Origin of the sequence: Pseudomonas sp. PDM27, assembly GCF_019219205.1 — a bacterium.
In the GTDB taxonomy this organism is placed as follows: Bacteria; Pseudomonadota; Gammaproteobacteria; order Pseudomonadales; family Pseudomonadaceae; genus Aquipseudomonas; species Aquipseudomonas laurylsulfatiphila.
Genome location: NZ_JAHUWF010000005.1, coordinates 59,202 through 81,684, shown reverse-complemented (window position 1 = coordinate 81,684; position 22,483 = coordinate 59,202). Strand labels below are relative to the sequence as shown.

Genomic DNA, 22,483 nt, shown 5'->3' with positions numbered 1-22,483 from the left:
TAATAAATAAGGGAATGTTATTCGTGGATAATTTTGAGAGTTCGGTAAATATTACGAAAAGTGCTGACTTTGTACGGGCATGCATTAACAAACGTAAAAGTGCTGTGGCCAAGCGGCCGCCCATGATGTCGCTGATGTCGTCGGTCGCTTCGAGTCCTACCAAGGAATTGGACGCGCTGGTGCTGGGCAATAGCCTGATTGGCTACGGTGACAAGATCAGCATCGAGAACATGGCGATCATTGAAAACCTGATCACCATGTCGAAGATGGAAGCCAATTACGAAGTGCCCGGAAATAAGGACCCCAAAGCTTGGTACCAGGCGTTTACAAAATGCCTGGAGGACTTGGGGTGTTTTGTCCCGGATAAAGGTTACTCAAAATACAGTGCCACTTCGCTAAATATCACAATGGATAATGTCATGGTCGATATTATCCAGGCTGCCGTCGACGCCGCAAAGGCTGCAATTCCTGGTGCAACTGTGCTCAGTGCAATCACCAGCTCCACGCTGGATGCATTGAAGAAAGAGTCTGATGCAATAAATCTGTTCAACCTTGAAGCGAAGAATACGGAAGGCGTACGCCTGACCACTATTCCCTGCGAGCAAATGGCCAACGGAATTATCCTGATCGCGGTAGGCGCGGTTGATCATCAGGGTGGAGGTAATGATGGCGGTCTGCTGTTTGTCGACTGGAGGACTTCTTCCCTGGACATCTTTCACGGAAAGTCGTTTGTAACGTTCAACCCTGCCCGTTATGCGGAAATCAAGTCGGACATCGAAGAGTACCTCGGCGAGCACCGAAAAGATGTGTTGGTCAAGCGGTTCAGTCGGCGCAAGTGAAGGAGCGAGGCCAGAGGCTTCAGGCCTTTGGCCTTCCTGAATCAAGGAAAGCGAATGACGTACTCCGTAGTAATAAATTCAGGCGGCGTTTTGCTGATGTCGAAGGCGTTGTCGCCTGCGGCCCTGCAGGACAGCCTCGACACTGTCTTGTTTGCGCAACTCGCCGCCGAGGAAGATTTTCCGAATGGTCACGCCCACGTCAAATGGGCCGAAGTATTTGTGGATACGCTGGCCGCTTGTGGCTGGCAGTTCCATGACCAAGGGCAAACCTCGGGGATGTTCCCTTGCGCAGGCGTTACGATTTTTTCCGTGTATGACGCTGTGCATGCAGCCTTTCAATCAAGGCTGTCCGCTCAGCAAGTCATTCTGATGGGAAGTGCTTTGCGCATGATTGCGCAACTGCCGGTACAGTCGCTGGGGGCCAGGGTTTTCCGTGAGCAATCGATATTGGAGAGTGGGACTCATTCAGTCGGCATCGAAGACAATCTCAAGCGTACTCATCGTGTGAGAGTGCTGGCAGGCATAGTCGAGGCTGATGGTTTTTTAACATTGGCCACCGTGTTCTTTGAAACGGATCAGCCGATTGAAGGCCAGTTTATCGGGCAAGACTTTGCTTTGAATCGCGTGGAGGGAGGTGTGAAGACTTCATTTCTTCACGCCCGATTTGCTGTCAACGACTACACGGCATTCCGAGAAGACACAGTGCAGTGGCTAGGGCAGCAACGGCAGGCACTGTGCATCAAGGTCGGCGAACATGCGGTGCAGCTTGCTTAGGGTGGCGCGGGCTAAGGCACCAGATAGCCTTTGACGCCGGTGAAGATGATCTGCGCCGCCAGTGCGCATACGAATAGCCCCATCAAGCGGCTGACGATCTGTAATCCCTGATCACCGAGAATGCGCTCGATTCGGCTGGACAAAAACAGCACCACGCCCACGGTAAAGCTGGCCATGGCAATGCCGACAATGGCCGTGAGCTTGTCGTCCCAGTGCGGCTGACTCACGCCCATCACCAGTAACGCACCGATGGTGCCGGGGCCGACGGTCAGTGGAATGGTCAACGGGACGATGGTCACATCCTGCTGCACGTTGTCGGTCTGTACCGCCGATTTGCCTTGTGCCATTCCGAGTGCCGAGATGAACAGGACACTACCGGCGCCGATGCGGAATGCGTCCACGGTAATGCCGAAAACACTGAAAATCACTCGGCCGAACAAGTACAGCAGCACACTGGAGACCAGTGTGGCGACCGCAACTTTCCAGGCCAGCCGTCGCTGTTCCTTGCGCGAATAACCACGGGTCAGGCTGATGAAGCAGGACAACACGAAGAATGGGCTGTAGAGCACCAGCATCTTCAGGTAAACGCTGAACAACACATGGAGCATGGTGCCGGGCTCACTGGCGAGGGAAGTCGAGGGGGAGTCTATCAGGGGTTGCGCAGTCTGTCGGCTCAGGACGTTTGGGTCGTTGTGCGATTCTGCTGGTCACGCTGGGCGACCCAGTGTTCGATCAATTCACGCAGTTGTGACAGTTCGACCGGTTTGGCCATGTGTCCGTCCATGCCGGCCTGGCGCGCACGCTCTTTGTGTTCGGCCAGGATGTGGGCGGTCAATGCCACCACGGGGGTACGGACCCGCTGGTTGCCGACTTCCCAGGCACGCAATTGCTGGGTGGCCGAGAAACCGTCGAGGATCGGCATTTCGCAGTCCATCAGCACCAGGTCGTAACGCTGGGCTTTCATCGCCTGCAAGGCTTCTTCGCCGTTGCAGGCGGTATCCGGTTGCAGGTTGAGCTTGCTCAGCATGCCGCGGATCACCTTGGTCGAAATGCTGTTGTCTTCGGCCACCAGAATGCGGAAATCGCTGGGGACCTTGACCGGCGGGGGCGGGCCGCTTGGCAGTGATTGCGTGACGACCAGGCCTTTGTTGCGTTGGGTCAGTTCGTCGGCCAGGGTGGTCTTGAGGGTGTAGCCGGCCACAGGTTTGGCGAGGATGCGCTTGATCCCGGAGTTGCGCGCAATGATCTTGCTCGGCGCATTGCTGATGCCGGTGAGCATGATCAGCAGGATGTCATGGTTCAGGCTCGGGTCTTCCTTGATCTTGGCCGCCAGTTGCATGCCGGTCATGCCGGGCATGTTCTGGTCCAGCAGGACCACATCGAAGTAATCGCGCAAATGCGCCTTGGTGCGCAGCAGTGCCAGCGCTTCCTTGCCGGAAGGCGCGGCGCTGACGTTAAGGCCCCAGGCGCTGCATTGCTGCACCAGCACCTTGCGACAGGTATCGTTGTCGTCCACCACCAATACCCGTGCACCTTGCAGCGGGCCATCGAGGTCGGAGGTCGGGTGCTCGAGGCGATCCGGATCCAGCGGCAGGGTCAGCCACAGGGTGCTGCCCTGGTTGCTGCCACTCTTGATGCCGAATTCCCCTTGCATCAAGCGTATCAGTTGCCGGGCAATCACCAGACCCAGGTTGCCGCCGAGGTGGGTGGCCGACAGAAAATGCCGGCTGTGCAGTTCGGCGTGCATCAGGGCGTCGCGTTCTTCGGCATCCATCGGCTCGCCGCTGTCCTGCACGGCGATACGCAGGCGCGGTTTGGTGTTGCGCTCGTCGAGCGCCACGACGATCAGGATTTCGCCTTCATCGGTTTTTTTCAGGGCGTTTTCGAGCAGGCTCAACAGGGTCTGGCGCAGGCGCGTCGGGTCACCGCTGATCACTCGAGGCACTTGCGGCTGGATGAAGCTGATCAACTCGACGTTTTGCTGCTCGGCCTTGGCGCGGAAGATGCTCAGGCAGTCTTCGATCAGCGCGTTGAGGTCGAACTGCACATCGTCCAGCTCGATCTGCCCGGACTCGAGTTTGGAAATGTCGAGAATTTCGTTGATCAGTGTCAGCAGCTCGTTCCCGGCGCTGTGGATCGTCTGCACATAGTCGCGTTGCTTGACCGACAGCGGTGTGCCCAACAGCAGTTCGGTCATGCCGAGAACGCCGTTCATCGGGGTGCGGATTTCATGGCTGATCTTCGCCAGGAACTCGGCCTTGGCGTTGACCTCGGCATTGCTGGCCGCCAGGTCACGGCTGATGCTGAAACGGTCTTCGGTGATGCGGCGCTGGCGCTCGCTCAACGCAATGCTCATCAGCAGGCCGCTGATGCAGATGAATACCAGCAAGGTGGTGATCAGGCCATGGGGTTCGACCAGGGTCAGCCCCAACAGCGCAGGCAGGATGACCAGGGTCCCGAGGTTGAACACCACCATGGCCGCCACGAAGAGACGCGCCGGGCGATAGCCTTTTTGCCAGTGATAGGCGCTGATGAACAGCATGGTCAGGCCAGCCAGGGCTACCAGGCCGTAGGTAATGAAGTTCAGCGGCAGGGTATTGACGAACAGCAGCATCAGGCCGCAGGCGGTGATCAGCAGGACCTCGCCGAGCAGCAACCGGTTCAGCGGGTGCGGACCGAGCGGGGAGAAGAAGCGATAGGCAAGCATCAGGCCGCAGGGCGCCGTCAGCAGCAATGCCAGGTAAGCCCCCGGCGTTTGCAGTGCGTGCCAGTCCGGTAGCCAGGGGCCAGCAAGGTTCAGCAACAACAGCAGGCTGAGCATCAACAGCCCTTCGCACGCTGCCAGCCAGAGGGCGCTGTGCGAGCGGGTGTAGGCGTAGCGGATGAGGTTGTGCAGGATCAGCATGGCGATGCAACCGAACAGCAGGCCATAGATCAGCGTCTGGTTCTGGTTGGCAGCCGCGATGACCGCCGATTGCAGGGTGATGTAGGGCCGTAACTGGTGGTCGGAGGCCAGTCGCAGGTAGACATCCAGAGGGCTGTCACTTTGCGGCAGCGGCAGCATGAAGTCGCTGCTGGGCAATGGACGCTCGGATTGGGGCTGTTCGTTGCCCGTGCTGGATTGGTCGATCAGCTTGTCGCCGTCCAGTACGTACATGTTGAATTGGCGCAGGTCGGGCGCGAACAACCGCAGCACTTGTTCGTGCTTGCCCGGTGCAAGCTTGAATCGCAACCATAGCGCCCCATCGGGTTCAGCCGCTGTAATGCGGTCGAGTTCGATGGGGCTGAATTGATTGGTGTAGCGTGCGGAACGGATGTCGCTCAGTTGCAGGTCGCCCTGTTCGTCGAGCAATACCGCCCAACCACTGCCTTGCGCGGCCTGGGCCGGTAGCATGCAGAGCAGGGTCAGCAATGTGACGGTTAAGCTTATGGCAATCCTGAGCCAGCGCACGGCGAAATCCCTTCGTTAGGTTGATGCCAGAATATAACGATGCGCGGCGCCGGAATAGCCAGGCAATGAACCGTGTTCATTGCCTGGTGCGGTGTCTACCTTATTCCTGGCTTTCGCCACGCTCGCGGGCAATGGCGCGATAGCCAATGTCCTTGCGATAGAAACAGCCTTCCCAGTCAATCGTTGCCGCCAGCTTGTAGGCCTGCTGCTGTGCAGCGTCGACGCTGGCACCCATGGCTGTGGCGCACAACACACGACCACCGGCGGTCACTACCTGACCGTCCTTGAGCGCCGTACCGGCGTGGAAAACCTTGCCTTCCAGTGCGGCGGCTGCATCCAGTCCCTTGATGGCTGTGCCCTTGGCGTAGTCACCAGGATAGCCGCCAGCGGCCAGAACGATGCCGACGCTCGGACGTGGATCCCATTGCGCTTCCACTTTATCCAGCGCCTGGGCCAGGGCGGCTTCGACCAGCAACACCAGGCTCGACTGCAGGCGCAGCATCACCGGTTGGGTTTCAGGGTCGCCGAAACGGCAGTTGAATTCGATGACTTTTGGGTTACCAGCCTTGTCGATCATCAGGCCTGCGTACAGGAAACCAGTGTAGACGTTGCCTTCTTCGGCCATGCCGCGCACGGTCGGCCAGATCACCAGGTCCATGACGCGCTTGTGCACGTCGGCGGTGACCACTGGCGCCGGGGAGTAAGCACCCATGCCGCCGGTGTTCGGACCGGTGTCGCCGTCGCCGACGCGTTTGTGGTCCTGGCTGGTGGCCATCGGCAGCACGTTCTTGCCGTCGACCATGACGATGAAGCTGGCTTCTTCGCCGTCCAGGAACTCTTCGATGACCACACGCGAACCCGCATCGCCAAAGGCATTGCCCGCCAGCATGTCGCGCACGGCGTCTTCGGCTTCGGCCAGGGTCATGGCGACGATCACGCCTTTACCGGCGGCCAGGCCGTCGGCCTTGATCACGATCGGAGCGCCTTTTTCACGCAGGTAAGCCAGGGCTGGCTCGATTTCGGTGAAGTTCTGGTAGTCGGCAGTCGGAATCTTGTGGCGAGCCAGGAAGTCCTTGGTGAAGGCTTTCGAACCTTCCAGCTGCGCAGCGCCAGCGGTCGGGCCGAAGCAATCGAGGCCGCGGCTGCGGAACAGGTCCACGACACCGGCAACCAGTGGCACTTCAGGGCCGACGATGGTCAGGGAAACGTTTTTCTCGGCAAAGTCTGCCAGTTGCTCAAGCGCCAGTACGTCGATGGCGACGTTCTCGCACTTGGCTTCGATGGCGGTACCGGCGTTGCCCGGCGCCACGAACACTTTCTGCACGCGCGGATCCTGAGCCACTTTCCAGGCCAGGGCGTGTTCACGGCCACCGCTGCCAATGATCAAAACATTCATTTCAAAAACCTCGGATGACGCAAATTCTTGATAGCACCGCTGGGATGCTCTTATGTGGGAGCGGGCTTGCTCGCGAAAGCGGTGTTTCAGTCACATCAATATTGAATGTGCCGCCGTCTTCGCGAGCAAGCCCGCTCCCACAGTTGATCGTCGTATCAGTGACGGAAGTGGCGCATGCCAGTGAAGACCATGGCGATGCCGGCTTCGTCGGCCGCAGCAATCACTTCAGCATCACGCATCGAGCCACCTGGCTGGATCACAGCAGTCACGCCTGCCTTGGCCGCATTGTCCAGGCCGTCGCGGAACGGGAAGAATGCGTCGGAAGCCATCACCGAACCGGCTACCTGCAAACCGGCATGTTCAGCCTTGATGGCAGCAATGCGCGCCGAGTTCACGCGGCTCATCTGGCCGGCGCCGACACCGATGGTCTGGCGATTCTTGGCGTAGACGATGGCGTTGGACTTCACGTACTTGGCGACTTTCCAGGCGAAGATCAGGTCGTTGATTTCCTGTTCGGTCGGTGCGCGCTTGGTCACCACTTTCAGGTCGTCGGCGCCGATCATGCCGATGTCGCGGCTCTGTACCAGCAGGCCACCGTTGACGCGTTTGTAGTCCCAGGCAGCGGCGCGGTCAGCCGACCACTCGCCGCAGGCCAGCAGGCGTACGTTGGCTTTGGCGGCGACAATGGCGCGGGCTTCTTCGCTGACACTCGGGGCAATGATCACTTCGACGAACTGGCGCTCGACGATGGCCTTGGCGGTCTCGGCGTCCAGTTCGCGGTTGAAGGCGATGATGCCGCCGAACGCGGATTCGGTGTCGGTGGCGTAGGCCAGGTCGTAGGCCTTGCGGATGCCGCCTTCGGCGTCAGGGCTGACAGCCACGCCGCACGGGTTGGCGTGCTTGACGATCACGCAAGCCGGCTTGACGAAGCTCTTCACGCACTCCAGCGCGGCGTCGGTGTCGGCCACGTTGTTGTACGACAGTTCCTTGCCTTGCAACTGGGTTGCGGTGGCGATGCCGACTTCGGCAGGCTTGGCTTCCACGTAGAACGCCGCGCTCTGGTGCGGGTTCTCGCCGTAGCGCATTTCCTGGGCCTTGATGAACTGGCTGTTGAAGGTGCGCGGGAATTCGCTGCGTCCTTCCGTGCTCAGGGTGTCGGCCGCCTGGTTCACGGTACCCATGTAGTTGGCGATCATGCCGTCGTAGGCGGCGGTGTGTTCGAACGCCTTGAGCATCAGGTCGAAGCGTTGAGCGTAGGTCAGGCCGCCGGCCTTGAGGTTTTCCAGGACGCTGGCGTAATCGCTGGCATTGACCACGATCGCTACGTCTTTATGGTTTTTCGCGGCCGAACGAACCATGGTCGGGCCGCCGATGTCGATGTTCTCGATGGCGGTCGGCAGGTCGCAGCCTGGCTTGTTGATGGTGGCTTCGAACGGGTACAGGTTGACCGCGACCAGGTCGATCGGCTTGATGCCGTGTTCGTTCATGATCGCGTCGTCGATACCGCGACGACCGAGGATCCCGCCGTGGATTTTCGGGTGCAGGGTTTTCACCCGGCCGTCCATCATTTCGGCGAAACCGGTGTAATCCGCGACTTCCACTGCGGCAACGCCGTTGTCCTGCAGCAGCTTGAACGTCCCGCCGGTGGAGAGGATCTCGACGCCCAGGGCTTCAAGCTCCTTGGCGAATTCGAGGATCCCGGTCTTGTCGGAAACGCTGATCAAGGCGCGGCGGATCGGCAGGCGGGTAGTCTGGTCGGTCATCTCAATTTCCATCAAAAGCAAAGGAAGTCAGCAAAAAAGGCGACCGGTTTTACGCGGGCGCCTTTCTGGTTTGATTGAATGCTTACAGCAAATCGTACTGCTTGAGTTTCTTGCGCAGCGTGCCCCGGTTCAGTCCGAGCATCTCGCTGGCCTTGGTCTGGTTGCCCTTGACGTAGTTCATCACGCACTCGAGCAGGGGAGCCTCGACTTCGGAGAGCACCAGGTTGTACACATCAGTGACGGCAGCGCCCTCAAGGTGGGCGAAATAATTGTGCAGCGCCTTCTCGACACTCCCGCGAAGGGTCTGGCCCTCTTCGCTCGGTGTATTGAGGTGCTGTTTCAAATTCACGTTGTCGCTCACGGGTGTTGTTCCACTCACTAAAGTCTCGGTCATCATCGTCATGCGGCCACCCACTCTCCGTCCCCTGTCAGGCTCTTGTAACGCTCGGCGAAAAACGCCCGAACGTTGGCGCATTGTGTATCCGTACCATCCAAACGATTGAAGTGGGCGCGAAACTCCCTGGCGCCCGGCAGGGTTGCGAGATACCAGCCCACATGCTTTCGAGCAATGCGTACACCCATGACATCGCCATAGAAGGCGTGCAGGGCAGCCAGATGCTCTAGCAGGATGCGTTCCACCTCGATCAGTTCCAGCGCCGGGAGTTTCTCGCCGGTACGCAGGAAATGGTCGATCTCGCGAAAAATCCATGGCCGCCCCTGGGCAGCCCGGCCAATCAACAAACCATCGGCACCGGTCGCGTCGAGCACGTACCGGGCTTTTTCCGGCGAATCGATATCGCCGTTGGCGAAGACCGGAATCGACACCGCCTGCTTGATCGCGGCAATGGTGTCGTACTCGGCTTCACCGGTGTACAGGTCGGCACGGGTGCGGCCATGCACTGCCAGCGCCGTAATGCCTGCCTGCTCGGCGATCTTCGCCACCGTCAGACCGTTCTTGTTGTCCCGGTCCCAGCCGGTCCGGATCTTCAGGGTAACCGGCACATCGACCGCAGCCACGACGGCCTGCAGGATCTCGGTGACCAGGGTTTCATCCTTCAACAGTGCGGAACCGGCAGCCTTGTTGCAGACTTTCTTGGCCGGGCAGCCCATGTTGATATCAATAATCTGCGCGCCCATTTCAACATTGGCACGGGCAGCGTCCGCCAGCATCTGCGCGTCCCCACCGGCGATCTGTACCGAGCGTGGCTCGGGATCGCCTGTGTGGATCATGCGCATGCGCGACTTGCGGGTGTTCCACAAACTCATGTCGCTGGTGACCATTTCCGAGACGACCAGTCCCGCGCCCAATCGCTTGCACAGCTGACGAAAGGGCTGGTCGGTGACACCCGCCATGGGGGCGAGAATCAAGCTGTTATGTAATGTGTATGGGCCGATGCGTACCGCCGACATAGGACTTCCCTGTTGTGGGGCCGGATCATGAGAGTTCGAAAAAGGGTTGGCATGATACCCGCTCTCGATGACTGGATAAAGGCTGAATTGAACAAAATCTGAACAGTTATTCTGTTATTACCCGTGGTTTGGTTGGCCAGGGGGAGTCAGAAAGCCCACGTCAATCGGGGAGCGATGAAGCGTTTCACTCCGGAGAGTGGAAGCTCAGACTGTAGTTCACGGCCTTGGCGCCGGGGTCGAGAATGTCCAGGGCGATGTGGATCGGCGTCTGCGGAGGCATTTCCGCCATGCCTTCGAGATCGCCTTTGAGGTACTCGCCGGGCTTGAAGCGGCGACTGGCGATCAGGTGGCCATTGAGGTCGGCGAAGCGCAGTTCCAGCAGCGGGAAGGGCTGGGAAAAGGTTGCGCGGTTATAGATGATCGCATCGACCACCAGCGCGCCATTGAATTCGGGATGGCTGCGCACCACCAGGTTGCTGCTTTTGATTTTTGCAATGTCGACCTTGGAGGGCACGGAGCAGCCGATTTGCGGGCACAGTTGCTGGAACCACGGGCGATATTGATCCTGTCGCGCCAGTTCGTCGAAATGGTAGGCGATGTACTGGCCGGCGAGCGCGCCAGCGGCAATCAGCACCAGCAACAACCACAACAGCCGTCGGCCCCAGGGCGAGCGGCGTTTTTGCCAGTCCAGTTGCAGCGGGTCGTCGGTCAGGTCTTGCAACACTTCGGCACGCGGGCCCGTCTCGCTGCGTTCGCGGCGCTTGCGCAGCGGCTCGACCGAGGGCAGGTTGTCGTCGAGTTCGTTCTCGTCGGCGGCCGACAGGCGTTCGTGGTGCAGCGGCGCATCGAGTGGGTCGTGCAAGCGCAACTGGGGTGGTTGCAGTTCGTCGTCGAGATCGACCGGTTCCAGAGACAGCGAAGGTTCGGTGCGCGAGGCTTTGCCCGATTCGATCGTCGGCTCAGGTGTTTCAAGTTGGTCGAACGGTTCGTCGACTTGCGCACGATCGGCCGCGGACTCACTGAACAGGCTGTCGGACCACGGCTCCTCGTCATCCTGCCCGGTGCTGTCGCGGCGGGCGCTCAGTGAGTCGTCGCGATGGCGACCGAGCTCGGTGGCGGGCTGGATTTCCCGCTGTTCGAGCCGGGCGAGTTCTTCGTCGAGGTCGAGACTGTCCAGGTCCAGTTCGGTCGCGCTCCATTGCTTTTGGCTGATGGCGCGCGGTGCCGATGGCTCGAGGGGTTCGGCAGGCTGCACAGGCGGTAACGGCACCGCTACCGGTGGTTCCTTGCCGGCCTGCTCAAGCAACTGCCTGGCGGCATTGAACACCTGCAGGCAGGAGCCGCAGCGAACCACGCCGCGAGCCACGCTCAATTGGGCATGGCTGACGCGGAAGCTGGTTTGGCAATGCGGGCACTGAGTGACGAAGCTATCGGTCATGCGGCGTTCCGGATTATGCAGGCGGCCATTCTAGCGCCGACGGCCAGTGATGCGCACCCAGCCATCGCGATTGGCGATCGGATCCAGATCGAAGTCCTTGGCGTAGGCGGCAGCAACTTCGTCGCCTTGTTCGGCGAGGATGCCCGACAGCGCCAGGCGACCGCCCGACTTGACCAGGCCGGACAGCTGCGGCGCCAGGGAAACCAGCGGGCCGGCGAGAATATTGGCCACCAGTACGTCGGCCTGAACCTGCGGCAAATCTTCCGGCAGATACAGTGGGAACAACTCATCAGCGATGTTATTGCGCCCGGCGTTGTCGCGGGACGCTTCCAGCGCCTGCACGTCGATGTCGGTACCCACGGCCTCCTTGGCGCCCAGCAGCAGGGCGGCAATCGCCAGAATCCCCGAACCGCAGCCGAAGTCCAGCACGTTGCAGTCCTTCAGGTCCTGACCGTCGAGCCATTCCAGGCACAGTGCGGTGGTCGGGTGGGTGCCGGTGCCGAACGCCAGGCCCGGATCAAGCAACAGGTTCACTGCCTCAGGTTCCGGCGCGGCGTGCCAGCTCGGCACGATCCACAGGCGCTGGCCGAAACGCATCGGCTGGAAGCCGTCCATCCAGCTGCGTTCCCAATCCTGGTCTTCGATGACTTCGCTGTGGTGTTCAGGCAGCGGACTGCCGGTCAACAGTTCCAGGTGGGCCAGTACCGGGCCAGGCTCGGTGCCACCTTCGAACAGGGCCAGCAGGTGCGTGTGCGACCACAGTGGCGTGGTATTGAGTTCCGGTTCGAAGATCGGCTGGTCTTCGGCGTCCATGAAGGTCACCGACACGGCGCCCACTTCAAGGAACGCGTCTTCATAGGTTTCGGCTTGTTCTGGGCTGATGGCGAGACGTACTTGCAGCCAAGGCATGGCGGGCACCTTTGAAAAATGTTGATTGCAGCCTGGCGGGCTGCGAGAAGGACGCAAGTTTACGCGAGAGAGCGGGTTTTGTGGGAGTCCGCTGTGCCTGTGGGAGCGGGCTTGCTCGCGAATGCGTGCTGTCTGTCGCATTGATGTTGGATGTGCCGACGTCTTCGCGGGCAAGCCCGCTCCCACAGGGATTGTGCAAAGCCACCTATCTGATGAAATGTCCAGATACAACAAAGCCGCCCGAAGGCGGCTTTGTCGTGTACCAGCTGAAGCTTAGTGCTTCTCGCCAGCCAGCTTGTGCTCGAGGTAGTGAATGTTCACGCCCCCTTTGCAGAAGCCTTCATCGCGGGTCAGGTCGCGGTGCAGCGGGATGTTGGTCTTGATCCCGTCAACCACGATCTCGTCCAGCGCATTGCGCATGCGCGCCATGGCTTCGTCACGGGTTGCGCCGTAGGTGATCAGCTTGCCGATCAACGAATCGTAGTTCGGCGGAACGGCATAACCACTGTACAGGTGCGAGTCGACGCGAACGCCGTTGCCGCCTGGAGCGTGGAAATGCTTGACCGTGCCAGGGCTCGGCATGAAGGTTTTCGGGTCTTCGGCGTTGATCCGGCATTCCAGCGCGTGACCGCGGATGACCACGTCATCCTGGGTGAACGACAGCTTGTTGCCGGCGGCGATGCTGAGCATCTCCTTGACGATGTCGATGCCGGTGACCATTTCCGAAACCGGGTGCTCTACCTGGACACGAGTGTTCATCTCGATGAAGTAGAAACGACCGTTTTCGTACAGGAACTCGAAAGTGCCTGCGCCACGGTAGCCGATGTCGATGCATGCCTTGACGCAGCGTGCGAGTACTTCCTGGCGTGCGTTTTCGTCAATGCCCGGTGCCGGCGCTTCTTCAAGAACCTTCTGGTGACGACGTTGCAGCGAGCAATCGCGGTCGCCCAGATGGATAGCCTGGCCCTGGCCGTCGGAAAGAACCTGGACTTCCACGTGGCGTGGGTTGGTCAGGAATTTTTCCAGATAGACCATCGGGTTGCCGAACGCCGCGCCTGCTTCGGAGCGGGTCAGTTTCGCCGAGGAAATCAGGTCTTCTTCCTTGTGCACAACGCGCATACCGCGACCACCGCCGCCGCCAGCGGCCTTGATGATCACCGGGTAACCCACTTCGCGACCAATGCGCAGAGCGGTTTCTTCATCTTCCGGCAGCGGGCCGTCAGAACCCGGAACGGTCGGTACGCCAGCAGCGATCATGGCGTGCTTGGCCGATACCTTGTCGCCCATCAGGCGAATGGTTTCGGCTTTCGGGCCAATGAACGCGAAGCCGGATTTCTCGACCTGTTCGGCGAAGTCGGCGTTTTCCGCAAGGAAGCCGTAGCCCGGGTGAATGGCGGTGGCGCCAGTCACTTCGGCTGCGGCAATGATTGCCGGAATGTGCAGGTAGGAGTGGGCGGCCGATGCCGGTCCGATGCAGACGGATTCGTCTGCCAGGCCCAGGTGCATCAGTTCCTTGTCAGCCTTGGAGTAAACGGCGACGGTCTTGATGCCCATCTCTTTGCAGGCGCGCAGGATCCGCAGGGCGATCTCACCGCGGTTGGCGATCAGAACTTTTTCCAACTTCGCAGTCATCAAAGGCTCTCCGCGGTTCAAACGATGGTGAACAGCGGTTGGTCGTACTCAACCGGCTGGCCGTCTTCGACGAGGATGGATTCGATCACACCGCTGGTTTCAGCTTCGATGTGGTTCATCATCTTCATGGCTTCAACGATGCACAGGGTGTCGCCTTTCTTCACGGTCTGGCCGACTTCAACGAAGGACGGCGAGGTTGGCGAAGACTTGCGGTAGAACGTACCGACCATCGGCGAACGGGCAACGGTGCCGTTCAGCGCTGGTGCGGCGGCGGCAGCAGGAGCAGCAGCGGCAGCCGGAGCGGCGGCAGCGACAGGCGCGGCAGCCGGAGCAGGCATTGGAGCCGGCGCGTAGTACTGCTGAGCCGGGGTTTTGCTATGACGGCTGATGCGTACGGACTCTTCGCCTTCCTTGATCTCGAGCTCGTCGATGCCGGACTCTTCCAGCAATTCGATCAGTTTCTTAACTTTACGGATATCCATGAATCATCAACTCCCAAGGGTCGGTCAGGGGCGGTTAACTTGTTGTTCAAGCTGTTCCAGGGCGGCCTCCAGGGCCAGTCGGTAACCGCTGGCGCCAAGGCCGCAGATCACTCCCACCGCTACGTCGGAGAAGTAAGAGTGATGGCGGAAAGGTTCGCGTTTGTGCACGTTGGACAAATGCACTTCGATGAATGGGATGCTCACCGCCAGCAGCGCGTCACGTAATGCGACACTTGTATGTGTAAAAGCTGCCGGGTTGATCAAAATGAAGTCCACGCCTTCGCTGCGGGCAGCGTGAATACGGTCGATCAATTCGTACTCGGCATTGCTTTGCAGGTGCAGCAGATGGTGACCGGCTTCGCGGGCACGGCGTTCCAGGTCCTGGTTGATCTGCGCCAGCGTCGTGGCGCCGTAGGTGCCCGGTTCACGAGTGCCGAGCAAGTTCAGGTTGGGTCCGTGCAGAACCAGTAGGGTCGCCATCGGCTGTTCCTTTATTTTCTGTGAGCAATTGTCAGAACCCGGCGACTATGCCGCAAAGCCTTTGTGACTGTCCAGTTCTCTGCAATAGGCAGCACGATGACCGATGTTTGCGCGAAATATATGACTGCTTGATTAAATGCGGTCATTCGCCCTGGTAACACGTTCGGCGAAGTCCCTGGCGTTGATCTCGCCGATCACCCGTACATCGGCGCGTTCGACACCGTCCTTGCCAAAAAACATAAGGGCCGGTGGACCGAACAACTGGTAGCGGTCGAGCAGGGCGCGTTGCTCGGCATTGCTGGCGGTGATGTCGAAGCGGATCAGCCGGTAACCCTTGAGGCGTTCGATGACGACAGGGTCGTCCAGCACCTCACGCTCGATGACTTTGCAGCTGATGCACCAGTCGGCGTACCAGTCGAGCAGCAGCGGTGTGCCGGAGGAGCGTGCGTCGGCGAGTGCGCGGTCCAGTTCGGCTGGCGTGCTGACGGTTTGCCAGGCGCTGGTGTTTTGCGCGGCGCCGCTGTTGGCAACGATACGGGGCTGGCCGATCGGGTTGAACGGGTCGGTCTGGCCGCTGAACGCGCCGTACCAGCAGGCCAGCGCGTAAAACACCAGGAACATGCCGAGCAGCTGTCCGAGGCGTTTGCGTGGTGGTTTATAGACGAACTCCAGCGCCCCCATGAACAGGCCGACACCGCCGGCCAGCAAACCGATCAGCAGCAAGGTGACCTGGCCCGGCAGGACGCGACTGAGCAGGCCGACGGCCAAGCCGAGCAACAACACGCCAATCGCGTTTTTCACGTAGACCAGCCACGGACCACTTTTTGGCAACCAGGCTGCGCCACCGGTGGCCACCAGCAACAGCGGTGCCCCCATGCCGAGGCCGAGCATGAACAGCTTCAGGCTGCCGCCCAGCGCATCGCCACTGGCGCTGATGTACAGCAACGCGCCGGCCAGTGGTGCCGAAACACAGGGTGAAACCAGCAAGCTGGAGACCACGCCCAACACCGCGGCGCCCCACAGTGACCCGCCTTCGGTGCGACCGGCGATGCGGTCCAGGCGACTGCTGATGGCGTGCGGCAGTTTCAGTTCGAAGACGCCGAACATCGCCAACGCGAACAGCGCAAAAAACATCGCAAAGGGCACCAGCACCCAAGCCGATTGCAGCCGCGCCTGCAGATTGAGCTGGGCACCGAACAGGCCCATCAGCGCACCGAGCAGGGCAAAGCACGCGGCCATCGGCAGTACATAGGCCAGCGACAGATTGAAGCCGCGCCAGCCGCCGACCTGGCCGCGCAGCACCACTCCGGACAGGATCGGCAGCATGGGCAGCACGCAGGGTGTGAAGGTCAGGCCCAGGCCCGCGAGGAAAAACAAGGCCAGTTCGCGCCAGCTCCATTGAGATGTCGTCGGCGCCGTGCCGCTGCCGTCGATGCTCAGGCGCTCGGTCTCCGGCGGATAGCACAGGCCTTTATCGGCACAACCCTGATACGTCACGGCCAGGGTGAAGGCCCGCTGATCGGTGCGCGGTAGTTCGACGTCGAGAATGCCGTGGTAGACCTCGACGTCGCCGAAGTACTCATCGTGTTTTTTCTGGCCATCGGGCAGTTTCGCCGCACCGAGCACGACGTCGGCCGGATCGGCGCGAAACTGGAAGCGGTGACGGTAGAGGTAATAGCCTTCAGTGGCGACGAAGCGCAGCTTGATCGATTGCGGTGTGCTTTCTACCAGGCTCAACTGGAAGGCTTCGCGCACGGGCAGGAAGTCGGCGCTGTTGTTGATCGAGCCCAGGGTCGAGCTGGGACGATTTTCCAGCAAGCCGGTGGCGCTGGCCGGCAGGGCGAATACTAAAAGCAGCAGGCAGAGCAAACGGCGCATGACGATCTCGCGTATCGGAATTGGGGGGATGATAGCGGACAGTGACCAGGCGTGCAGAGCAGGAGTCTGCTGTGAATGTTCTGACGCCATCGCGAGCAAGCTCGCTCCCACAGGGGATTTGTGTCGTGCACAGATCAAATGTGGGAGCGAGCTTGCTCGCGATGGCGGTCTGTCAGACGCGGAAGGCTTGAACGGCGGTGTGCAATCGCCCACCCAACACCAGCAGGTTTTCCCCTTGCTCACGCCCTTCGCCAATGCGCAGCAAGTTATCCCCACCCAACTGATGAATCCGCTCGCTGTGATCACGAATCTCGCTGACCGCGCCGCTTTGCTGGGCGGTGACATCGGCGATGCGCACCGCCGTGTCGGAAATGGTCTGGATCGCCCCGACGATTTTATCCAGCGCGCCATCGGCGGCCTGGGCCTGGCTGGCCGTGGCTTCGGCGTGTTCGACCTGGGCACGCATGCCTTCCACCGACTGCCGGGCGGCGGTTTGCAGCCCGGCGATCAGCGTCTGGATTTCTGCCGTGGCCCCGGCGGTACGTTGCGCCAGTGAGCGCACCTCTTCCGCCACTACGGCAAAACCGCGGCCCATTTCCCCGGCCCGGGCCGCCTCGATGGCAGCGTTCAAGGCCAGCAGGTTGGTCTGGTCGGCGATCGAGCGGATCACCGTCAACACACCGCCGATGGTGGCCGACTCCTCGGCCAGGTGTTCGATCATTTGCGCATTGCCTTGCACTTCATCCACCAGCGCATGCAGGCCGGTGAGGCTCAGGCCGATGACTTTCTGTCCGTGCTCCACGGCCAGGCCGGCGTGGCGGCTGGCGTCGGCGGCCTGGCTGGCGTCACCGGCGACTTGCTGAATGGTCGCTTCCAGTTCGCTCAGAGAGTCGCGGATCAGCGCCGTGTCGCCGGCCTGATGTTGCGCACCGTCATGCAAATCGTTGCTCAGGTCGGCCAGGGTGCGACTGCTGCCGGCCACTTGCTCGGCATTGAGGCGAATGGTCCCTACCAGGTCCACCAGATAAGCGCGCAGGCGGTTGAGCGAGGCTTCAATGTCATGCAATTCGCGGTTGGTGTTGCCCAGTTGAATGTCGCGGCTGAAGTCGCCTTCGGCCCAGGTCGACAGGGCCGGGGCGAGGTTGGTCAGGGTCCGGGCCAGTTTGCGCTGCAGGGTGTCGATCAGCAGCGCGATCAACAGGATCAAGCCGATCATCACGCCTTGCATCAGCCGCACTTCACCCTGGATCTGCCCGTGCTGGGCGCGTACCACCGGCTCCAACCCGGCAATGGCCTGTTGCACGTCGGCGATTTTCAGGTGAGTCGCGGTGCTCAGGTCAGCGCGTTTGCCGATTTGATCACGGGTGCGCGCGAGCTCGGCCGGGTAGCGGGTGAGCAGGCTGTTGAGCTCACGCTTGAGGCCGACGCCAGCATCTTCGGCGACGGTTTTTTCCTTGTTCTCAAGGCCCATCATCGCGGCGAAATCATCGGTGTTCGATTCGCTGCTGGAGGTCACGCCCAGCAAGGGCAGGGCATCGAGTTTTTCCGCCTGGGTGCGAATGTTGGTCACTTCGCGCTCGACGTCGGCAGCCAGCTCGCTGCGGCCACTGCTGACCAGCTTTTCCCGCGCCAGGGACAATTTGCCCAGGTGCTGCGAGGCGCTGAGCAGCGGTGTCAGATAGGCGGCATTGCCACTGGCGTACTGGCTGAGCTGATCGAGATTGGCGCCCAATTCCCGTTCGGCCTGCAACAGCAGGGCCTGCGGATCGCCGGCCAGTTTGCCGGCTGCCAGCAGGTCGGTTTTGCTGAACTCTTCAAGGGTCGACAGGCTCGGGCGCAAAGTCTCGGCCAGGGCGGGTGGCAATTCGCCGAGTTGTTTTTGCAGGCTGTCGATACCTTGGGCGGCACTGCTCAGGCGCAGGGCATCGCCGCTGCCAAGGTAATCCTCGATGCAGCGGGCGACTTCATGCTGAAACTGCTGCGACAGGCCCAGGTAGCGCTCCATGAGTAGGTACGGACGCTCAAGGGCTTTTTGCGACCACCACAGCGTGGCGCCGAGGGCCACGCACACGGCCACCAATAGGAGGGTATTGAGATTGGTCAGCAGCTTCAGGCGCATTAAGGACTACCAACGGCAGAAATGGTAAGCGCCTGAAGTTATTGCGTTTCTGTTACAGGGTTATGACTGTATCGGTCGATTCCGATGAAAAAGTGGCACTTTGCTTTGATGTGCGAGCGGCCTGTACGCGATTGCGTCCGCCGCCCTTGGCACGGTACAGCGCCTCGTCTGCCAGGCTGGCCATCATCAGGCTGTCAGAGCTTTCGCATAACTCCACCACCCCGGCGCTGAAGGTGCACCACAGGTCCTGGGGTTGAGCGGGGTAGTGAATCTCGGCAAAACGCTGGCGGATTTCATCGAGCACGTTGTAGGCCGCTTCGATATCGGTGTCCGGCATGACGATGGCGAACTCTTCGCCACCGTAGCGGCCGATGAAGTCGGTCTTGCGCAGGCGTTGCTTGAGAAACAGCGCCAAGCTCTTGATCACCCGGTCGCCCATGGGGTGGCCATGGCTGTCGTTGACCCGTTTGAAATGGTCGATGTCGAGCATGGCAAAGCTCAGCGGCTTGTTCTCGCGGCGGGCGCGGAACGAGCAGTCTTCGAGCAATTGCAGGATGTGCGTGTGGTTGTACAGGCCGGTGAGGCTGTCGCGAACCATCCGTGCCTTGAGGTTGCGGGCCCTTGCTGCACGGTTGCGCACGGTGGTGATCAGGTGCCGGGGCTTGATCGGTTTGGTCAGGAAGTCATCGCCGCCCTCGCTCATGGCGTCGAGTTGCTTGTCCAGGTCGTCTTCGGCCGACAGGTAAATGATCGGCACGCTGACATAACGGTCGTTGTGACGGATCACCTTGGCCAGTTCCGTACCGGTGCAGGCCGGCATGTACATGTCGAGGATGATCAGGTCTGGCTGGAAGTCCGCCAGTTCGGCCATGGCCTGGATCGGCTCGATCAACGTCCGGGTGACGATCCCGGCACTGTTGAGCAGGCGCTCGGTGTGCAGGGCCTGGGCGCGGGAGTCGTCGATGATCAACACTTTATAAGGTTCGTACTGGGCGACGCAGGTCAGGACTTCGATTTTCTCCAGCAGGCTCGACGCTTCGAGGGTGCCGGTGAGGAACTCCTGGCCTCCGGCACGCACGGCGGCGAGGCGGGTCGGTGTGTCGGTTTCGTGCAGGCTGAAGAACAGCAGCGGCAAGCGATGATCCAGGCCTTCCTGGGCTTCGGCGGCCAGCTTCAGGCCGACGCCGGGGCCGCTGAAGTCCACGTCCATGACAATCGCCGCGGGCAAGCGCTCGACCATCGACGAGCGAAACGCGTCTACGCTGTCCAGGGACTGGGCGCTGAGCCCGAAGAATTCCAGTTGTTTGGCCAGGCGCTCGGCGCGGTCGTGATCCTGCAGCATCACATAGATGGGCTTGCGCAGTGGCGGCAGGAAGGTTTGATCGAGTTGGTCGCCATGGCGCAAGCCGGTGCGTGACAGGCGCTGCATCAAGCGATTGAGGTCGGTGATCAGACCGCTGCTCAGGCGTCCGCGGTTGGCGTCGACCGCCTCCAGGGATTGACCGATATGACGTGCCAGTTGCGTGTGTTCCGGTTGCTCGAAGCGCTCGGCGAAACGCAGCAGGCGCAGATTGGCCTCGCTCAGTTCCGACAGGTCGGCGGTGGACCACTCGCTGCGTTGCAGGCGCTGCCATATCTCAAGAATCTGACGAGCCTGATGAATTACCCGCTGGGCAAAGTGGTGCTTGAGGCGCTCGCGGCTGGGGTCTTCTGGCTCGGTCATATCCTGACTACTAGTTAGGGTGCACACTGAGGTCGACTGGTGGCTCTATGCTAGCACCACTTTTCCATTACATGAGCGCTGTACGTCAATAATCTGTAATGCGACCACATTCAGTTTGTGACCGGTCAGTCTGGTTCTAGCCTTTAAAGTCGCGGAGTGCGGGGGTGAAGGGCTTTATTCAGGGCACTTGGCGGGCGTGGGATGGCCATTGGAGTGTGACTGGCATTTGGAGATTCATGATTTTCCAGCCAGTGCACAGTGGCCCGGTTTTTTCGGTTTCAGGGGTAGGGGATTCCCTTAGGCGGCAGTCCAGGGCATTAGCCGGATTCTGAAGGTCGTAGCGTCGTCGGGAGGCCAGGAACATTTTTCATCCACAAGCCCGGTAATTTTCCCCATCGGTGCAATGGCGGGTGCCGGGCCAAGGCACGTTGTTGTATGGTTGTGGTCGAACCGTTGAACTCAAGAGATTGAAAGGATATCGCCATGCTGGACTGGAAGAACCGCACAGGCAGTGCGCCTGAACGTGCCGCTGAACCGAAGTCGGAGACCCGCAGTTACCTTGGCGGTCTGTTGTTCAGCCGGGCGCTGGCCACTCTGCTGGGCATCTACCTGTTGGTGGCGAGTGTCCTGGGCTGGTACTGGAGCCAGGAGCCGGCGCTCTTCCCGGTCCAGCAGACCGCACAACTGGCGGCCGAGAAAGAAGGCAAGCAGATGGTCGTCGGCTACACCACGGTGGAAACCCTCAAGACCGTCGCCGGGACCTTGCTGACCAAGCCGGGCGGCTATATATCCAACGACCGTTTCCCGCCAGGCCTGTGGATGGACAACATGCCGAGCTGGGAATACGGCGTGCTGGTGCAGGTCCGCGACCTGAGCCGGGCGTTGCGCAAAGACTTCGCCCGTTCGCAGTCGCAGTCCGCCGAAGACGCCGACCTGGCCAAGGCCGAGCCGCGTTTCAACTTCGACAACAAGAGCTGGGTGCTGCCGTCCAGTGAGTCCGAGTACCAGGAAGGCATCAACTCCCTGAGTCGCTATCAGGCGCGCCTGTCCGATCCGAACCAGAAGAGCGCGCTGTTCTATGCCCGTGCCGACAACCTGAACAACTGGCTGGGTGATGTCGGTACCCGCCTGGGTTCGCTGTCGCAACGGCTGTCGGCCAGTGTGGGTCGGGTCAAGCTCAATACCGCATTGAAAACCGAAGTCGTGGCACCGGGCCAAGTGCCGCAGGTCGACGAGGAAATCGTCGAGACGCCGTGGATGCAGATCGACAACGTGTTCTACGAAGCCCGCGGCCAGGCCTGGGCGTTGTCGCACCTGTTGCGCGCCATCGAAGTCGACTTCGCCGATGTGCTGGCCAAGAAAAACGCCACGGTCAGCGTGCGCCAGATCATTCGTGAGCTGGAAGCCTCGCAGGAGCCGGTATGGAGCCCAATGATCCTTAACGGCAGTGGCTTCGGCGTACTGGCCAACCACTCGCTGGTCATGGCCAACTACATTTCCCGGGCCAACGCCGCGGTGATCGATTTGCGTCAACTGCTCAATCAGGGCTGAGTCATGGTCGAAAACACCAGGGAAGCCGCACACCGTGCGGCTTCCGATGCCGAACAGATCGCCTGGGTAGACGAGCAGGACAACCTGCTGGGCGCCCTGGTCCGTTCCGATTTGCGCGAGCGCGGGCTGATTGGACGCGGTACCTACATCATGTTGTTCAATTCCGCTGGCGAGCTATGCGTGCATCGCCGCACCCTGAGCAAGGCGATCTATCCCGGTTACTGGGACGTGGCGGCGGGGGGCATGGTGCTCGCCAGTGAAACCTACGCCGAATCGGCGGCCCGGGAACTGGAAGAGGAACTGGGCGTGAGTGGCGTGGAGCTGACCGCCCATGACCATTTCTTCTTCGAGGACACGGGCAATCGCCTGTGGTGCTCGGCGTTCTCGGCGGTGTGGGACGGCCCGTTGACCCTGCAACCGGAAGAGGTGCTCGAAGCACGCTTTATCCCCATCGATCAGGTCATGCTGGAGATCGAGCAAAAGCCTTACTGCCCGGACTCTCTGGCGGCGTTGAAGCGCTATCTGAAGGCTCAACAAAGCAACGTCGCAAAACAGCTATAAATTGGCGCCGATTGGCTCTTAGCAATCGGCGTTTTTGCCGTTACACTGCGCGACCTTTTTAAACTGAACCGGTATTG

The 22,483-nt window shown here is 60.6% G+C and carries 18 protein-coding genes; 4 read left to right on the top strand and 14 right to left on the bottom strand.

The window, feature by feature from the left end:
- Positions 1-14: 14 nt before the first annotated feature.
- Positions 15-839 (top strand): hypothetical protein, encoded by an 825-nt coding sequence (locus tag KW838_RS12600; RefSeq protein WP_256358829.1) that lies wholly within the window; start codon positions 15-17, stop codon positions 837-839.
- A 54-nt stretch (positions 840-893) separates the two neighbouring features.
- A complete protein-coding gene (locus KW838_RS12595; RefSeq protein WP_218501240.1) occupies positions 894-1,613 on the top strand; it encodes a hypothetical protein in 720 nt (239 codons plus the stop codon).
- A gap of 11 nt (positions 1,614-1,624) precedes the next feature.
- Here KW838_RS12595 and KW838_RS12590 read toward each other — a convergent pair whose 3' ends face one another.
- The 14 genes from KW838_RS12590 to gcbA all read right to left on the bottom strand — a co-directional run bounded on the left by KW838_RS12590 (position 1,625) and on the right by gcbA (position 20,294).
- Positions 1,625-2,221, bottom strand: a complete 597-nt coding sequence (locus tag KW838_RS12590; protein WP_102700461.1) for a MarC family protein — start codon at positions 2,219-2,221, stop codon at positions 1,625-1,627.
- 65 nt (positions 2,222-2,286) lie between these two features.
- Positions 2,287-5,064, bottom strand: a complete 2,778-nt coding sequence (locus KW838_RS12585; RefSeq protein WP_102700462.1) for a hybrid sensor histidine kinase/response regulator — start codon at positions 5,062-5,064, stop codon at positions 2,287-2,289.
- 100 nt (positions 5,065-5,164) lie between these two features.
- Entirely contained in the window at positions 5,165-6,460 is a 1,296-nt protein-coding gene (gene purD, locus KW838_RS12580; RefSeq protein ID WP_095964762.1) for a phosphoribosylamine--glycine ligase, read from the bottom strand.
- Between the two features lie 155 nt (positions 6,461-6,615).
- On the bottom strand, positions 6,616-8,223 hold the full coding sequence (gene purH, locus KW838_RS12575) for a bifunctional phosphoribosylaminoimidazolecarboxamide formyltransferase/IMP cyclohydrolase (RefSeq protein WP_015093300.1): 1,608 nt from the start codon (positions 8,221-8,223) through the stop codon (positions 6,616-6,618).
- Positions 8,224-8,305: 82 nt separating this feature from the next.
- Positions 8,306-8,626, bottom strand: coding sequence for a DNA-binding transcriptional regulator Fis (gene fis, locus KW838_RS12570; protein ID WP_015093301.1), 321 nt, complete (start codon positions 8,624-8,626; stop codon positions 8,306-8,308).
- Positions 8,623-9,633, bottom strand: a complete 1,011-nt coding sequence (gene dusB / locus KW838_RS12565; RefSeq protein WP_007971370.1) for a tRNA dihydrouridine synthase DusB — start codon at positions 9,631-9,633, stop codon at positions 8,623-8,625. The genes fis and dusB overlap by 4 nt, the downstream gene beginning before the upstream one ends.
- 184 nt (positions 9,634-9,817) lie before the next feature.
- Positions 9,818-11,071: a DUF3426 domain-containing protein gene (locus tag KW838_RS12560; protein ID WP_102700465.1), complete on the bottom strand. Its 1,254-nt coding sequence runs from the start codon at positions 11,069-11,071 to the stop codon at positions 9,818-9,820.
- A 30-nt stretch (positions 11,072-11,101) separates the two neighbouring features.
- Positions 11,102-11,980: a 50S ribosomal protein L11 methyltransferase gene (gene prmA, locus KW838_RS12555; RefSeq protein WP_218501239.1), complete on the bottom strand. Its 879-nt coding sequence runs from the start codon at positions 11,978-11,980 to the stop codon at positions 11,102-11,104.
- Positions 11,981-12,253: 273 nt separating this feature from the next.
- Complete coding sequence (accC, locus tag KW838_RS12550) at positions 12,254-13,612, bottom strand: acetyl-CoA carboxylase biotin carboxylase subunit (RefSeq protein ID WP_095964765.1); 1,359 nt, start codon at positions 13,610-13,612, stop codon at positions 12,254-12,256.
- Positions 13,613-13,629: 17 nt separating this feature from the next.
- Positions 13,630-14,094 (bottom strand): acetyl-CoA carboxylase biotin carboxyl carrier protein, encoded by a 465-nt coding sequence (gene accB, locus KW838_RS12545; RefSeq protein WP_007971363.1) that lies wholly within the window; start codon positions 14,092-14,094, stop codon positions 13,630-13,632.
- Positions 14,095-14,118: 24 nt separating this feature from the next.
- Positions 14,119-14,574 carry a type II 3-dehydroquinate dehydratase gene (gene aroQ / locus KW838_RS12540; RefSeq protein ID WP_007971361.1) on the bottom strand — a complete coding sequence of 152 codons (456 nt, stop codon included), beginning with the start codon at positions 14,572-14,574 and terminating at the stop codon, positions 14,119-14,121.
- Between the two features lie 132 nt (positions 14,575-14,706).
- A complete protein-coding gene (locus KW838_RS12535) occupies positions 14,707-16,452 on the bottom strand; it encodes a protein-disulfide reductase DsbD (RefSeq protein ID WP_218501238.1) in 1,746 nt (581 codons plus the stop codon).
- 172 nt (positions 16,453-16,624) lie between these two features.
- Positions 16,625-17,668 carry a methyl-accepting chemotaxis protein gene (locus KW838_RS29895; RefSeq protein ID WP_371317839.1) on the bottom strand — a complete coding sequence of 348 codons (1,044 nt, stop codon included), beginning with the start codon at positions 17,666-17,668 and terminating at the stop codon, positions 16,625-16,627.
- Between the two features lie 955 nt (positions 17,669-18,623).
- Positions 18,624-20,294 carry a diguanylate cyclase GcbA gene (gcbA, locus tag KW838_RS12525; protein WP_102700469.1) on the bottom strand — a complete coding sequence of 557 codons (1,671 nt, stop codon included), beginning with the start codon at positions 20,292-20,294 and terminating at the stop codon, positions 18,624-18,626.
- Positions 20,295-20,777: 483 nt separating this feature from the next.
- On the opposite strand from gcbA, the gene KW838_RS12520 reads away from it, so the two are divergent.
- Both KW838_RS12520 and KW838_RS12515 read left to right on the top strand, forming a co-directional pair.
- Complete coding sequence (locus KW838_RS12520; RefSeq protein ID WP_218501236.1) at positions 20,778-21,845, top strand: DUF2333 family protein; 1,068 nt, start codon at positions 20,778-20,780, stop codon at positions 21,843-21,845.
- Between the two features lie 3 nt (positions 21,846-21,848).
- On the top strand, positions 21,849-22,406 hold the full coding sequence (locus KW838_RS12515; RefSeq protein ID WP_102700471.1) for an NUDIX hydrolase: 558 nt from the start codon (positions 21,849-21,851) through the stop codon (positions 22,404-22,406).
- Positions 22,407-22,483 lie beyond the last annotated feature (77 nt).

Coding starts and splice junctions, on each gene's coding strand:
- KW838_RS12600 (WP_256358829.1), top strand. CDS start 15: ATGTTATTCGTGGATAATTTTGAGAGTTCGGTAAATATTACGAAAAGT.
- KW838_RS12595 (WP_218501240.1), top strand. CDS start 894: ATGACGTACTCCGTAGTAATAAATTCAGGCGGCGTTTTGCTGATGTCG.
- KW838_RS12590 (WP_102700461.1), bottom strand. CDS start 2,221: ATGCTCCATGTGTTGTTCAGCGTTTACCTGAAGATGCTGGTGCTCTAC.
- purD (WP_095964762.1), bottom strand. CDS start 6,460: ATGAATGTTTTGATCATTGGCAGCGGTGGCCGTGAACACGCCCTGGCC.
- purH (WP_015093300.1), bottom strand. CDS start 8,223: ATGACCGACCAGACTACCCGCCTGCCGATCCGCCGCGCCTTGATCAGC.
- fis (WP_015093301.1), bottom strand. CDS start 8,626: ATGACGATGATGACCGAGACTTTAGTGAGTGGAACAACACCCGTGAGC.
- dusB (WP_007971370.1), bottom strand. CDS start 9,633: ATGTCGGCGGTACGCATCGGCCCATACACATTACATAACAGCTTGATT.
- KW838_RS12560 (WP_102700465.1), bottom strand. CDS start 11,071: ATGACCGATAGCTTCGTCACTCAGTGCCCGCATTGCCAAACCAGCTTC.
- prmA (WP_218501239.1), bottom strand. CDS start 11,980: ATGCCTTGGCTGCAAGTACGTCTCGCCATCAGCCCAGAACAAGCCGAA.
- accC (WP_095964765.1), bottom strand. CDS start 13,612: ATGACTGCGAAGTTGGAAAAAGTTCTGATCGCCAACCGCGGTGAGATC.
- accB (WP_007971363.1), bottom strand. CDS start 14,094: ATGGATATCCGTAAAGTTAAGAAACTGATCGAATTGCTGGAAGAGTCC.
- aroQ (WP_007971361.1), bottom strand. CDS start 14,574: ATGGCGACCCTACTGGTTCTGCACGGACCCAACCTGAACTTGCTCGGC.
- KW838_RS12535 (WP_218501238.1), bottom strand. CDS start 16,452: ATGCGCCGTTTGCTCTGCCTGCTGCTTTTAGTATTCGCCCTGCCGGCC.
- KW838_RS29895 (WP_371317839.1), bottom strand. CDS start 17,668: ATGATCGGCTTGATCCTGTTGATCGCGCTGCTGATCGACACCCTGCAG.
- gcbA (WP_102700469.1), bottom strand. CDS start 20,294: ATGACCGAGCCAGAAGACCCCAGCCGCGAGCGCCTCAAGCACCACTTT.
- KW838_RS12520 (WP_218501236.1), top strand. CDS start 20,778: ATGCTGGACTGGAAGAACCGCACAGGCAGTGCGCCTGAACGTGCCGCT.
- KW838_RS12515 (WP_102700471.1), top strand. CDS start 21,849: ATGGTCGAAAACACCAGGGAAGCCGCACACCGTGCGGCTTCCGATGCC.